This window comes from Delftia sp. CH05 (genome assembly GCF_009827015.1).
Classification (GTDB): Bacteria; Pseudomonadota; Gammaproteobacteria; order Burkholderiales; family Burkholderiaceae_C; genus Comamonas; species Comamonas tsuruhatensis.
On record NZ_WUMG01000008.1, the window covers coordinates 110,354 to 122,624 of the forward strand.

The 12,271-nt window shown below is 66.2% G+C and carries 12 protein-coding genes; 3 read left to right on the forward strand and 9 right to left on the reverse strand.

Going from position 1 to position 12,271, the window contains the following annotated elements; all coding sequences use genetic code 11:
• Positions 1 to 393: 393 nt before the first annotated feature.
• On the forward strand, positions 394 to 888 hold the full coding sequence (locus GRX31_RS09485) for a MerR family transcriptional regulator (protein WP_160852376.1): 495 nt from the start codon (positions 394 to 396) through the stop codon (positions 886 to 888).
• Between the two features lie 25 nt (positions 889 to 913).
• Here GRX31_RS09485 and GRX31_RS09490 read toward each other — a convergent pair whose 3' ends face one another.
• The 3 genes from GRX31_RS09490 to GRX31_RS09500 all read right to left on the reverse strand — a co-directional run bounded on the left by GRX31_RS09490 (position 914) and on the right by GRX31_RS09500 (position 2,996).
• The gene (locus tag GRX31_RS09490) at positions 914 to 1,609 is read right to left on the reverse strand and encodes a type 1 glutamine amidotransferase domain-containing protein (RefSeq protein WP_160852378.1); all 696 of its coding nucleotides are present in this window, start codon (positions 1,607 to 1,609) and stop codon (positions 914 to 916) included.
• Entirely contained in the window at positions 1,606 to 2,532 is a 927-nt protein-coding gene (locus tag GRX31_RS09495) for an NAD-dependent epimerase/dehydratase family protein (protein WP_034366705.1), read from the reverse strand. The genes GRX31_RS09490 and GRX31_RS09495 overlap by 4 nt, the downstream gene beginning before the upstream one ends.
• 317 nt (positions 2,533 to 2,849) lie before the next feature.
• A complete protein-coding gene (locus tag GRX31_RS09500) occupies positions 2,850 to 2,996 on the reverse strand; it encodes a hypothetical protein (protein ID WP_160852380.1) in 147 nt (48 codons plus the stop codon).
• Positions 2,997 to 3,396: 400 nt separating this feature from the next.
• Here GRX31_RS09500 and GRX31_RS09505 point away from each other — a divergent pair, with 400 nt between their 5' ends.
• A complete protein-coding gene (locus tag GRX31_RS09505) occupies positions 3,397 to 3,813 on the forward strand; it encodes a jacalin-like lectin (protein WP_074922946.1) in 417 nt (138 codons plus the stop codon).
• 129 nt (positions 3,814 to 3,942) lie between these two features.
• Here GRX31_RS09505 and GRX31_RS09510 read toward each other — a convergent pair whose 3' ends face one another.
• Positions 3,943 to 4,827, reverse strand: coding sequence for a LysR family transcriptional regulator (locus tag GRX31_RS09510; protein ID WP_017407463.1), 885 nt, complete (start codon positions 4,825 to 4,827; stop codon positions 3,943 to 3,945).
• A 119-nt stretch (positions 4,828 to 4,946) separates the two neighbouring features.
• Between GRX31_RS09510 and argC the strand changes: the two genes are divergently transcribed.
• Positions 4,947 to 5,915, forward strand: a complete 969-nt coding sequence (gene argC, locus GRX31_RS09515) for an N-acetyl-gamma-glutamyl-phosphate reductase (RefSeq protein WP_123694001.1) — start codon at positions 4,947 to 4,949, stop codon at positions 5,913 to 5,915.
• Positions 5,916 to 5,993: 78 nt separating this feature from the next.
• Here the strand turns inward: argC and GRX31_RS09520 are convergent, their stop codons facing one another.
• The 5 genes from GRX31_RS09520 to GRX31_RS09540 are packed head-to-tail and all read right to left on the reverse strand — an operon-like array spanning position 5,994 to position 12,244.
• Positions 5,994 to 7,175 carry a dihydrodipicolinate synthase family protein gene (locus GRX31_RS09520; protein ID WP_160852382.1) on the reverse strand — a complete coding sequence of 394 codons (1,182 nt, stop codon included), beginning with the start codon at positions 7,173 to 7,175 and terminating at the stop codon, positions 5,994 to 5,996.
• 14 nt (positions 7,176 to 7,189) lie between these two features.
• On the reverse strand, positions 7,190 to 8,803 hold the full coding sequence (locus tag GRX31_RS09525; protein WP_160852384.1) for a GMC family oxidoreductase: 1,614 nt from the start codon (positions 8,801 to 8,803) through the stop codon (positions 7,190 to 7,192).
• 11 nt (positions 8,804 to 8,814) lie between these two features.
• Entirely contained in the window at positions 8,815 to 9,600 is a 786-nt protein-coding gene (locus GRX31_RS09530) for a 3-ketoacyl-ACP reductase (protein WP_016451528.1), read from the reverse strand.
• The gene (locus GRX31_RS09535; protein ID WP_047327464.1) at positions 9,597 to 11,132 is read right to left on the reverse strand and encodes a GMC family oxidoreductase; all 1,536 of its coding nucleotides are present in this window, start codon (positions 11,130 to 11,132) and stop codon (positions 9,597 to 9,599) included. The genes GRX31_RS09530 and GRX31_RS09535 overlap by 4 nt, the downstream gene beginning before the upstream one ends.
• Complete coding sequence (locus tag GRX31_RS09540) at positions 11,129 to 12,244, reverse strand: ABC transporter ATP-binding protein (RefSeq protein WP_160852386.1); 1,116 nt, start codon at positions 12,242 to 12,244, stop codon at positions 11,129 to 11,131. The genes GRX31_RS09535 and GRX31_RS09540 overlap by 4 nt, the downstream gene beginning before the upstream one ends.
• Positions 12,245 to 12,271: the final 27 nt, after the last annotated feature.

Below are 12,271 nucleotides of genomic sequence, written 5' to 3' on the forward strand. Positions count from 1 at the left end.
GCGCGCCTGCAGCACAGGATTGGCGACCCGTTTGGCCTATGTGGAGAACTGCGGGCGCACTCATGTCATGGCCCCAAGCAGTGCTTGCCTTGCGGCAAAAAGAGCCACACCAAGATCACGAGGTCGGTCCAAGACTGACCATCTCCAGTTCGACCACGAACTCCCGGCGCCGCGTACGCTTGGCAGTCTGTCCCAAGCCCAGACTGTGCTGCGCATCGTCTGAGTGCTTCACTTCGATGCCAAGCAGGCCGTGAGGTGATTCATGCAGACCTTACCGAGGTTGCCTCGCTTGCACGTCGCGCTCGCCGCAAATTGCCGCTGGAGCGAAGGGCTTGCGAATGCGATAAGCTTCAAGTCTTATTGAAGGTCAAGGCATCCCTGCCGAGGTCACGTATGAACATTGGCGAACTGAGCAAACGCACAGGCCTGTCCACATCACGCATTCGTTTTTATGAGCAAAGCGGCCTGCTGCAAGCGGCTGAGCGTGGCGCGAATGGCTACCGCAGCTATCCGCCTGAGATGGTGCAGATGCTGGAGCTGATTGCGATGGCGCAAGGGGTGGGCTTCAGCCTGGATGAAATTCGTGCACTCTTGCCGCCCGGCCTGCAAGGCTGGGACCATGAGGCCGTCGTGGGCGCGCTGCGCCAAAAAATTGCCGATATCAAGGCCATGGAGAAAAAGCTGCAGACCAGCAAAAAGCAGTTGCAGGCTTTGTTGTCCGATATTGAAGCGCGGCCAGACAACATGGATTGTCACGACAACGCACGCCGTGTGCTCTCCCATGTACTGGCCCAGCAATCCGAATCCCTGGCCTCTGAAGCAGCGGCCGAAGAAAAAATGGGCAAGCTCATGCGCACCGGACACAAGAAGCGGGCAAGCGCGGCATAGGCCTTCGGCAGTTTGGAACGCGGCCCTAGCGCGTTGCCAGAGCCTGCACCACCTGCTTTGCAGTCGCTTTGGCCGACCCCGGGTTTTGCCCGGTGATGAGGCGGCCATCGGCCACCACATACGACATAAAAGGCAGCAAGGCTTTTTGATAGCGCGCACCGCGCATCTTCATTTCCTGCTCGGCGTTGTAGGGCATGGACCGGGCCACTCCGGCCAGGATTTCTTCCGTCCATGAAAAACCCGTGACCCGTTTGCCCGCGACCAGCAAAGAGCCGTCGCTGAGCTGCGTATTGAGCAGGCCGCAGTAGCCGTGGCAAACCGATGCAACGATGCCACCTTGCTCCCAGATGCTGCGTGTGATGCGCTGCAGCCCCGCACTATCGGGAAAATCCCACATCACCGCATGCCCTCCGGTGAAGTAGATGGCATCGAAATCGTTCGCATCGATATCGGCAGGTGCCGCAGTGTTCGCCAGCAGGGCCATGCGCGCGGGATCATCGAGCCAGGCTTTGGCCGAAGCATCGAAGTGCGGCCATTGGAGTGCGCGCGGCTCCAGCGGTACGGCGCCACCCAGCGGGCTCACCAGTTGCTGCAGATACCCTTGCGCAGCAAACACATCCCAGGCATGGGTCAGCTCCGACAGCCACAGCCCTGTGGCGTGCGCAGGGTCGTCGTAATGAGCGACATTGGTGACGACATGCAAGATACGTGGCGTGCTCATGATGACTCCTGCGCGATGTGCTTGAGGCCCTGTGCGTAGCTGGTGACAGCAAAGTCGGGAAAGCGGCGCTTGAACTTGGACGAATCAAACACATTGTCGTGCGCGTAGCGTGGCAGCAGTTCACGCAGTTCGCGCACGGGCTTGGAGACCCAGCCAGCAACCACCATGGCCAGGTGGCTCAGTACCTTGTAGCGCGGCTCAACCTCAAAGGTTGCAGCCGCCAGGTTCACAAAGGCCTGATAGGTCAGCCGCTCGTCCCAGCAAGGCAGATGCCAGGTCTGGCCATACGCATCTTGCGCATTGCCAATGGCTGCCATGGCGCGGCTTGCATCGGGCGTCCAGATCAGGGTGCGCAGCTTGTCGTCACGCACCGGCACTTTGGCCTTCTGGCCCGCCTTGAGCGGGCCGATCACCAGGGTGTTGGTGATGCTTTGGGTTTTGCCGGGGCCGTAGAACTCTGGCGCGCGGGCAATGGCGACGGGGATATCGCCGCGCTGCATCTCGGCCAGCACCATCTCGGCCATCAAGGCGCGCACGCGCCCCTTGCGGCCCACCGGGGCAAAGGCGGTTTCCTCGGTCTGCCGCTGCGCGGTTTGCGGGTACATGTAGGTGTTGTCGAAGTAGACAAACTTGGCCCCCGCTGCCCGCGTGGCATCGAGCGCGTTGCGCAGCATGGCAGGAAATTGCCCCTCCCATAACTCGGTGTCTGGTGGCAGGCCAGCGGTGAAGTACACGACCTCGCTGCCACGCACGGCCTCCAGGGTTTGCGCGGAATTCATCAGGTCGGCGGACACCAGCTCGTCCGTATCGTTCACCTTGCGCGGCTTGCGGCTGACCAGGCGCAGGTTCTGCGTGTAGTTGCGGTGGAGCTCGCGCGCCAGCTCCACAGCGATCTGGCCATTGGCGCCCAAAATGGTTTGCATATCGATCCTTGCAGCATCTTGTGTGATGAGAGGATATGGAGCTTAAGCTTCAACTTGAGTTGAAGGTCAAGCGGCAAAACTGCAGGTCCCTGATATCAGGTCGAAGCCCCCCGCCGACTCGCTGGCTGTCTGAAGAAACCCGGCACTTCCATCATGTCGGGGAGCCTGGGGCCTGGAGCCTGGAGCCTGGACACTGCGGCCTGCTTTGGTGCACCTGGTGAAGGCCCGGTTCGGGTCGGCAGCGCCTGTGCATGAGCCGCGATGGCGGACTTGCCTCTTTGCGGTTGCTCATCTGTGGTCCGAACTTGTCGGCTTTATCAAGACTGCCACCGCACACCGGCATCAATTGCTGCAATGGGTGCAATGAGAGCAATGGCAGCAATGGCAGCAATGGCAGCAATGTGTGTACAGCAACTATTTGATGCGATCAGAATACACCACCACCATTGAAAAGAAGAAGCCATTCTCAATCCAATGATTGAATTGCCAACTTCCGATGGACGCCGCTTATTCAATGTGACAGAATGAAACGCCAGCAATGAATGGCCTGAAGACCTCTGATGATGGCAGTGGCAAATATTGCCATGGCGATCGCAATGACAGGACGAAAAACTGGATGTACCGCTATTGAGATCCAGAAATCAAATCGTGTTGACTTCGCGCATTTCGGAGGGATCGTTTGGTCAATGAACGTCAGAGCGTACTCTTTTCGACCGCACCTCATCTGCACTGGAAGCGCACTACGGCCATTGTCGCCATTCGGCCAATCATTGAATCCAGCTTCTGGCTTTCGAGCCTTACGCTTCTATGAACATCGCCCCGTAGAAGCCAAAAAACCAAGGGCGATTGACAACGGAGATTTATATGCCTTACAAGAAAAGTCAACAAGTCGGCGGTCAGGGTGGAGACGAATTTTCCGATGATCTGACCCAAGTGGTTCGAATTGTGAGGATTTCGATCAGGCATGGAGCCAGAGTCGATGCCATCCAAACCACATGGCTTCTGACAGACGGAACACAACTCACTGGTGCACGCCATGGTGGCGGGGGCGGCGAAGAAACTGTGATCGAGTTTGGCAGCAACGAGCACATCGTTACGATACAAGGGCGAAGCGGAAGTCGAATTGATTCCCTGACCATTACCACCAACAAGAAGTCCTACGGCCCCTACGGAGGCGACGGAGGGAAACCCTTCGGCCCCATTCCTGCTGAAGCAGCGGGTGGATTCTTTGGTCGTTCCGGCACAAATGTTGACGCGATAGGCGTTTTCATTCCAGCGTAGTGTCAAGCCGGTGATGGTGCCATCGCATCAACAAGGCACCGAAACGGACTGGGATGAAGCCGAGGTTTATTCCAGTCCGCTCATCGGCTCTATGGATTCCTGCTGTCAATCAGGCATCAATCAGCAAAGTCAACGCCCCCGCATCCCCATCAAAACCTCAATCGTCACCGTCGTCGCGTCGTCATCCGGCCTTTTGCGATGCGCGATGCCCAACGCCCTTGACAGTGCCGGCCGCAGGGGTCGCGTGGTGATGCGGGGGTCAGGCTGCGGTGCGCCGGCCTCGTGGGGCAGCAGCGCGGCGCCGTAGCCCGCTGCCACCAGGCTCTTCATTGCGTCGTTGTAGTTCAGCTCGATGCGTGCCTGCGGCCGGGCGCCGCCTGCGGCAAACCATTCGGCGGTCTGGCGCGACAGCCGGGTGCCACGGTCGTTGGCGATCAGGGGGCGGGCCGCAAGCCAGGCGGGCGTGATGTGTCGCGGCGGTTTCCAGGCGGCCGGGATGAAGGCCAGCACGGGGTCCTGGCGCCAGGCCTGCACCTGCAGCCCGCGCAGCACGGGCTGCGGCAAGGCAACGATGCCGATGTCCAGGCTGCCGGCCGCCAGGCGCGCCAGGGCTTCCTCGCTGGTCATCACCGCCACTTGCACGTCGATCTCGGGATGCCGGGCGGCCAGGGTTTCCAGTGCCTGGGGCAAGAGGTGCGCGAGTGCGCCGGTGGAGGCGCCCAGGCGCACGCGGCCCCCGCGCGTGGCGATCTGGCGCTGCACGGTCTGCAGGAGATCGTCGGCCTCGGCCAGGAGCTGGCGCGCCTTGTCTATCAGCAGGCTGCCGGCCGATGTGGCGGTGACGCCGGCCGGTGCGCGGTGCAATAGACGTGTTCCCAGACGCTCTTCGAGCTGCGCCACATGCAGCGTCACCGTGGGCGGCGCCAGGTGCAGCACCTTGGCGGCGGCGGCGAACGAGCCCAGGTCGGCCACCGTCAGCAGGGTGCGCAGACGGTCCAGATTGATTTCGCGCATGGTGCGGTGTCCCAGGTTGCCAGCAATTCAGGAATCATGAATCCGTAGTTTGTCAGATTCAACTGGCCTGCATGCGGCAGGCGCTGCACCATGCGCTCCACACCCAATCGGAGCAACCCATGACCTCTCTTGTTTTCATCGATGGCGACCAAGGCACCACCGGCCTGCAGGTGCGCGAATGGCTGGCGGATCGGACCGACCTGCGCCTGCTGCAACTGCCGGCCGACCAGCGCAAAAGCACGGCGCACCGGGCCGAGGCGCTCAACGACTGCGACATCGCCTTGCTGTGCCTGCCGGACGAGGCTGCGCGCGAGGCGGTGGCGCTGGTGCGCCGGCCCGGCGTGCGCGTGATTGATGCGAGTTCTGCGCATCGCACCGCGCCGGGCTGGGTCTATGGCCTGCCGGAACTGGAGGCAGGCCAGGCTGAACGCATCGCCCATGCCCGGCGCGTCAGCAATCCCGGCTGCTATCCGACAGGTGCTCTGGCACTGCTCAGGCCCTTGATCGACGCGGGCCTGCTGCCCCCCGACTACCCGCTGGCCATTCACGCGGTATCGGGCTATTCGGGACGGGGCCGCGCAGGGCTGCTGGACCATGAGGGCGCTGCCGCCGCCACTGCCGTGCCCCTGCAGGTCTATGGCCTGGGGCTGCACCACAAGCACGTGCCCGAGATACAGCAGCATGCCGGCCTGGCCCATGCGCCGGTGTTCGTGCCGGCCTATGGCCACTACCGGCAAGGCATCGTGCTGACCATCGCCCTGCATCTGCGGCTGCTGCCCGCCGGTGTGACCGCCCGCAGCCTGCACGCTGCGCTGCAGGCGCGGTACCAGGGCCAGCCCTGCATCGAGCTGCAACCCCTGGAGGAGGACGCCGATGCGCAGCGGCTCGATCCGCGTGCGCTCAATGGCAGCAACCGGATGCGGCTGGCGGTGTTCGGACAGCCGCAGGAGCAGCAGGTGCTGCTGACCGCCGTGTTCGACAACCTGGGCAAGGGCGCCGCCGGCGCGGCGGTGCAGAACCTTGATCTGATGCTCGGGCTGCAGCCGATGCTGCAGCCAGGATGCGATGAATCCCTGAGCCTGGTGTGAGCCTGGTGTGAGCGTGGAGTGAGTGCGGTGTGAGCTGCCGGCCTGGGGAAGACGGGGCAAGATCCGGGCAATCCTGCTTCAAGCCTCCACGCCACAGGCCACCGACAGATAGCTTTTCATGCGCGCGCTGGCCCGCTCCGGGTCGGCCAGCGCACCGCAGGCGTCGGCCAGCTCGAACACCTTGGCAAAGTGCGCGGCCCCGCGTGCAGACTGCATTCCGCCGGCCATGGAGAAGTGCTTCTGGTGGCCATTGAGCCAGGCCAGGAACACGATGCCTGCCTTGTAATGCCGCGTAGGCGCGCAAAAAAGCTCGCGCGACAGCGCCACCGTGGGATCCAGCAGTTCCCGGAAGCGTCCGCTGCGGCCCTGGGCCAGTTCGGCCAGCGCCACGGCCGCCACCGGGGCGATGGGGTCGAAGATGCCCAGCAGGCCGTGGGAGTGGCCGCCCTCACCGGCTGCCGTCCCATCGCCGGCCATGAGTTCGGCGTAGTGGAAATCGTCACCCGTGTACATCTTCACGCCCGCAGGCAGCCTGCGGCGCAGCGCCCTCTCCCATTGCGCATCGAGCAGCGATACCTTGATGCCTTCGACCTTGGGCGCCTTCGCTGCGATCAGCGCGGCGACGGTATCAAGGGCCTGCACAAGGTCCGTACTGCCCCAGTAGCCGCGCAGCGCAGGGTCGAACATCTCGCCCAGCCAGTGCAGCACCACGGGCTGGTCGGCAGCGTCCAGCAGCCGGTCATAGAGTTGCAGATAGTCCTGCGGGCCGCGCGCGGCCTGGACCAGGGCGCGGCTGGCCATGAGGACCACGGGGCAGCCTTCGGCCTGCACCACGTCCATCTGCTCGCGGTAGGCCCCCTCGACCTGTGCCAGCGTGACCCCGGGTTGCGCCGCCAGCTGGTCGGTGCCCGCGCCGCAGGCCAGCTGGCCGCCCACTGCCCGCGCATGGCGCGCGCTGCGCTGGATGAGTTCGCGTGCCGATGGCCAGTCCAGGCCCATGCCGCGCTGGGCCGTGTCCATGGCTTCGGCGACCTTGAAGCCCAGGCGGTACAGATGCTCGCGGAAGGCCAGCGTCGCCTCCCAATCGATGGCAGGCGGGCCATCCCAGGGATGCGTGGTTGCCAACGGGTCGATCACCACATGGGCCGCTGCGTAGACGCTGCGGTTGAAGGCAGGGGCCGGGCCCGCGGGAGCGATGGGACTGGCCTTCATGGCCAGTGGCACGAGACGGCCGTCGCTTCGGGGAAGGAGGATCTGCATGGGGGTCTCCTGCCTCAAGCCCGTCGGCCGAGGATGTGGTCGGCAGCCTTCTCGGCCACCATGATGGTGGGAGCGTTGGTGTTGCACGAGGGGATGAAGGGCATCACGGACGCATCGGCCACGCGCAGCCCCTCCATGCCGATGAGCTGCAGTTGCGGCGTCACCACGCTGTCCGGGTCGTGCTCGGGGCCCATGCGGCAGGTGCCCACGGGATGGTGGTCGGTCTTGGCATGGGCGCAGGCGTAGTCAGACAGCTCGGCATCGCTGTCCCGATGTCCGCCCGGCAATACCTCGCCGTGCACGTAGCGCCGCAGCGCTGGCTGGCACAGCAGCTTGCGCGCAAGGCGCAGGCCCTTGATGGACATGGCCCGGTCATGCGGGTCTGCCCAGTAGTTGGGATCGATCAAGGGCGCCGACGCCGGGTCTGCATCCGCGAGCCGGACCGTGCCGCGCGAGCGGGGGCGCAGGTAGGCCGTGTTCAGCGTCACGCCCGCGTTCTCCAGCCCGGTCATTCCGGCTTCTATGCCCGAGCCCAGCCCCAGATGGAACTGGATGTCGGGCGAGCGCGCGAGCGCATCGGGGTCGGCATACCAGAAGCCCCCGGTCTCGAAGAGGCTGGAGGCGGCCGGCCCTTTCTTGAGCAGCAGGTACTGCAGGCCCGCCCAGGCCGCGTGCCAGGGGCGCCGGTATTTGTCGTAGGTGTGGTCGCCCGTGCATTCGGCGATCACGAACAGGTCCAGGTGGTCCTGCAGGTTGGAGCCGACACCAGGGAGGTCATGCACAGGCGCCAGCCCCACGCTGCGCAGATGGTCGGCAGGGCCTATGCCGGAGTGCATCAGCAGCCTGGGCGAGCCTATGGCGCCCGAGCAGACGATGACTTCGCGGCTGGCGTGCACGCTGAAAGGCGTGCGGCTGGTGCCCGAGACCGCCTCCACGCCAACCGCGCGCCTGCCCTGCACCAGCACGCGCAGCGCCTGGGTCTGCAGCTGGATGGTCAGATTGGGGCGGCGCATGCGCACCGGATCGATGAAGCCCGTGGCGGCCGACGCACGGCGCGCATTCCACTGCGTGAGCTGGTAGTAGCCCAGGCCCTGCTGCGCGGCACCGTTGAAGTCGGGGTTGAAGGGCATGCCCATTTCCTGGCCGGCCTGGAAGAAGGCCTCGCAGATGGGCAGCGGGCTGACGGGGCAGGACACGCCCAGCGGGCCGCCGTAGCCGTGGTACTCGTTGGCAAAGCGCTGGTTGTTCTCCGAACGCTTGAAGTACGGCAGCACGTCGCGCCAGGACCAGCCCGTGGCGCCGCCCAGGCGCTCCCAGTCGTCATAGTCTGCCGGCACGCCGCGCGTGTACAGCTGGGCGTTGATGGTCGAGCCGCCACCGATGACCTTGGCCTGCGTGTAGCGCAGCACGCGCTGGTTCAGATGCCGCTGCGGCACGGTCTGCCATCCCCAGGAGCCCCGGCCCCGGGTCATGCGCGCAAAGCCCGCAGGCCAGTGGTACAGAAGATGCGAGTCCCAGCCCCCGGCCTCCAGCAGCAGCACGCGCACCGAGGGGTCGGCGCTCAGCCGGTTGGCCAGCACGCAGCCGGCCGAGCCCGCGCCCGTGATGATGTAGTCATAGCTGTCCATGGTCATCCTCCTCACAGCCGCGCGATGGAGAGCGCGCCATCCACATGCAGCACCGACCCCGTCGCAAACGCCAGCCTGCCGCTGGCCAGCGCGCTGGCGGCCTGCGCCACGTCCTCGGGCCGGCCCCAGCGGCCCATGGGCACAAGGCCCGCAGCGATCAGGCCGTCGTACCGATCGGCAGCACCCGCCGTCATGGCCGTGCGGACGATGCCGGGGCGCAGCTCGAACACGCCAATGCCGTGCGCCGCCAGGCGCAGCGCGAACAAGCGCGTCAGCATGCCCAGGCCGGCCTTGGACAGGCAGTACTCGCCGCGCTCCACCGACGCCATCTCGCCGCTGACCGAGGACACGGTGACGATGGACCGCGCAGCGCCCGAAGGCGCAGCCAGCATGCGCTGCGCCACGGCCTGCGTGAAAAAGAAACTGCCGCGCAGGTTGGTGGCCATCACCCGGTCGAAGTCCTCGGCGCGGATGTCCAGCAGATCGCCGCGGCGCGGCGATCCCATGCCTGCGTTGTTGACCAGGCAGGACGGCACACCGCCCCAGGCGCAGACCGCATCGAGCACACGAGCGTGGTCGTGCACGTCAGCCAGGTCGCCGCGCACACGCAGCGCACGCGCGCCGCAGGCCTGGATCTGCGCGACGCTGGCGCCGTCACTGGCACCATCGTCCTGCAGCGTGGTGATGGCCACGTCAAAGCCGTCGTGCGCCAGTTGCAGCGCAATGGCGGCGCCTATGCCCTGGCTGCCGCCGGTGACCAGGGCCACGGGGCGCCGTGCCGTCGATTGCGGATTCATGGCAGCAGCTCCTGAAGGTGGTGACGCAGGTGACTGCCCACGCGCAGGGCCTGGGCAGCCACGGTCAGCGCGGGGTTGACTGCGGCCGAGGACGGGAAGAATCCCGCATCGACCACATACAGGTTGTCCAGCTCCCAGGCCTTGCACTGCGGGTCCAGCGCCGAGGTGGCCGGATCACTCCCAAGGCGCACCGTTCCGCACTGGTGCGACACCACCTCGGTGCCGAAGCCGCGCGACAGCACCAGCGGGTAGCCGGTGCCGCGCAGTATCTGGGCGCAGCGCGCCACCCAACGCTGGTGGGCGCGCAGGTTGGTGCGGTGCCAGTGCAGGTCGATGGCTCCGTCTGCGCGCAGCGTGACGCGGCTGCTGGGGTGGGGCAGGTCCTCGCTTTGCGCGTACCAGTCCACACTGCGCTCGGCCAGCGCGCTGCGCAGCCACCTCGGGGTGCCCGGCAGGGCGGCACGCAGCATGGGCTCGCGGATCTTTCCCAGCAGTTGCAGGCTGCCCAGCGGCGGGCCGCCCGCGCCGTCGCCAAAATAGAAGTCGTGCAGCGCCAGCGTCTTGGGAAAGCGCGTGCGGTTGCGCCTGAACGGGTGCCATGCCATCAGGGCCGTGGTGTTGTGCGTCATGTAGTGGCGGCCCACCACGTCGCTGCCATTGGCCAGGCCGCGCGGATGCCGCGCATTGGCCGAGCGCAGCAGCAGGGCCGCCGAGTTGATGGCGCCGGCACTGAGCACGAACAGCCCCGCCGTGATGCGGCGCGCCACGCCGCGGTCCACCACCTCCGCCGCGACGACGCGCCGCCCGCCCGCATCGGTGAGCAGGCGCTGAACGCGCACGCCGGTATGCAGCCGCACATTGCGGTGCGCCAGCGCAGGCCGCAGCAGGCAGGTTTCGGCATCGCCCTTGGCCCCCACCATGCAGGGCACGGCGTCGCAATTGGCGCAGCGCCGGCAGTGTCCGCCCGGTCCCAGGTCGATGGCGCAGGGCATGGGAAACGGCCGCAGGCCCTGGGCACGCAAGCGCTGCTCGATGCGCGAAAGCAGCGGCTCATGCGGCACCGGGGGATGGGCATAGGCCGTGCTGCGCGGCGGCTCCGTGGGGTCGGCGCCGCCCTGGCCGCGCACGCCGAACAGCTGCTCGGCCAGGGCATACCAGGGTTCGAGATCGGCATAGCGCAGCGGCCAGGCGGGCGAGATGCCCTCCTCATGCTCCACCGCCTCGAAATCGCGCTGCCGAAAGCGCAGCATGGCCGTGCCGTAGAACTTGGTGTGCCCGCCCACGAAATAGAACATGCCGGGCCGAAACGCCCGCCCGCTGGCGTACCAGACCTCGTCGGTCTGGTAGCGTCTTTCGGCGAAGACGGCCTCGATGTCCCAGTTCTGCGCCTCGCGCGGCAGCACCGGGCCGCGCTCCAGCACCCATACGCTCGCACCGCTGTCCGCCAGTTGCAGGGCCACGGCCGAGCCGCCCACGCCCGAGCCGATGATGAGCACATCGCAGTCCAGCCCGTTGTGCGCCATGGCGGTCATGCGATCAGCGCCTGGGTGGCGGCATCGAAGCAGACCAGCCGAGACAGGTCGATCAGCAGGCGTGCCCTGTCCCCGGCGCGCAACGGCGCATCGGGCGGCAGCCGCGCGGTGAACGCATGGCCACCGAGCTCCAGCAGGGCCAGCGTGTCCGATCCGGTGGGCTCCAGCAGTTCGACGCGGGCCTCGGCCAGGCCCTGGCCGGGGGCGGCCGGCACGCCTTCGGGCGCCAGGCCCACGGCCTCGGCACGTATGCCGGCAATGACTTCGCTGCCCGCATGGCCCTGCAGCGCGGTGGCCAGCGGCTGCGGCAGGGGCAGGGACTGACCGCCGATATCGAGGAAGGGACCGCCCTGCCCCTCACCCGCCCCCTCACCCACGCGCGCAGGCAGCAGGTTCATGCGCGGCGACCCCATGAAGCCCGCCACAAAGGTGTTGGCCGGCCGGTTGTAGACCTGCTGCGGCGTGCCCAGCTGCTGCAGCACCCCGCCCTTCATGACGGCGATGCGCGTCGCCAGGGTCATGGCCTCGATCTGGTCGTGCGTGACATAGATGATGGTGGCGCCCAGGCGCTGATGCAGCTTCTTGATCTCGGCGCGCATGTCCACGCGCAGCTGGGCATCGAGGTTGGACAGCGGCTCGTCGAACAGGTAGAGCTGCGGCTCGCGCGCCAGCGCCCGCCCTATGGCAACGCGCTGGCGCTGGCCGCCCGACAGCTGGCGCGGCTTGCGCCCCAGCAGGTGCTCTATCTGCAGCAGCCTGGACACCTCCTGCACCCGCGCAAGGCGCCGCGACTTGTCCACCTTGCGCATCTCCAGCGGAAAGCCGATGTTGCCCGCCACGGTCATGTTGGGGTACAGCGCATAGGACTGGAACACCATGGAGATGTCGCGCTCGGCCGGCGCCGCGTGGGTGATGTCGCGGCCGCCCAGCGCCAGGCGGCCGCCGCTGGGCGGCTCCAGGCCCGCGATGATGTTCATCAGCGTGCTCTTGCCACAGCCCGACGGGCCGACGAGGACCAGGAATTCGCCCTCCTGCACGGCAATGCTGATGTCCTGCAGGATGCTGGCCGCGCCGAAGCGCTTGTGGATGCGGTCGAGATCAAGGAATGCCATGGAATGCCTCACTGCAAGATGCTGGGC

Coding starts and splice junctions, on each gene's coding strand:
- GRX31_RS09485 (WP_160852376.1), top strand. CDS start 394: ATGAACATTGGCGAACTGAGCAAACGCACAGGCCTGTCCACATCACGC.
- GRX31_RS09490 (WP_160852378.1), bottom strand. CDS start 1,609: ATGAGCACGCCACGTATCTTGCATGTCGTCACCAATGTCGCTCATTAC.
- GRX31_RS09495 (WP_034366705.1), bottom strand. CDS start 2,532: ATGCAAACCATTTTGGGCGCCAATGGCCAGATCGCTGTGGAGCTGGCG.
- GRX31_RS09500 (WP_160852380.1), bottom strand. CDS start 2,996: ATGGCTTCTTCTTTTCAATGGTGGTGGTGTATTCTGATCGCATCAAAT.
- GRX31_RS09505 (WP_074922946.1), top strand. CDS start 3,397: ATGCCTTACAAGAAAAGTCAACAAGTCGGCGGTCAGGGTGGAGACGAA.
- GRX31_RS09510 (WP_017407463.1), bottom strand. CDS start 4,827: ATGCGCGAAATCAATCTGGACCGTCTGCGCACCCTGCTGACGGTGGCC.
- argC (WP_123694001.1), top strand. CDS start 4,947: ATGACCTCTCTTGTTTTCATCGATGGCGACCAAGGCACCACCGGCCTG.
- GRX31_RS09520 (WP_160852382.1), bottom strand. CDS start 7,175: ATGCAGATCCTCCTTCCCCGAAGCGACGGCCGTCTCGTGCCACTGGCC.
- GRX31_RS09525 (WP_160852384.1), bottom strand. CDS start 8,803: ATGGACAGCTATGACTACATCATCACGGGCGCGGGCTCGGCCGGCTGC.
- GRX31_RS09530 (WP_016451528.1), bottom strand. CDS start 9,600: ATGAATCCGCAATCGACGGCACGGCGCCCCGTGGCCCTGGTCACCGGC.
- GRX31_RS09535 (WP_047327464.1), bottom strand. CDS start 11,132: ATGACCGCCATGGCGCACAACGGGCTGGACTGCGATGTGCTCATCATC.
- GRX31_RS09540 (WP_160852386.1), bottom strand. CDS start 12,244: ATGGCATTCCTTGATCTCGACCGCATCCACAAGCGCTTCGGCGCGGCC.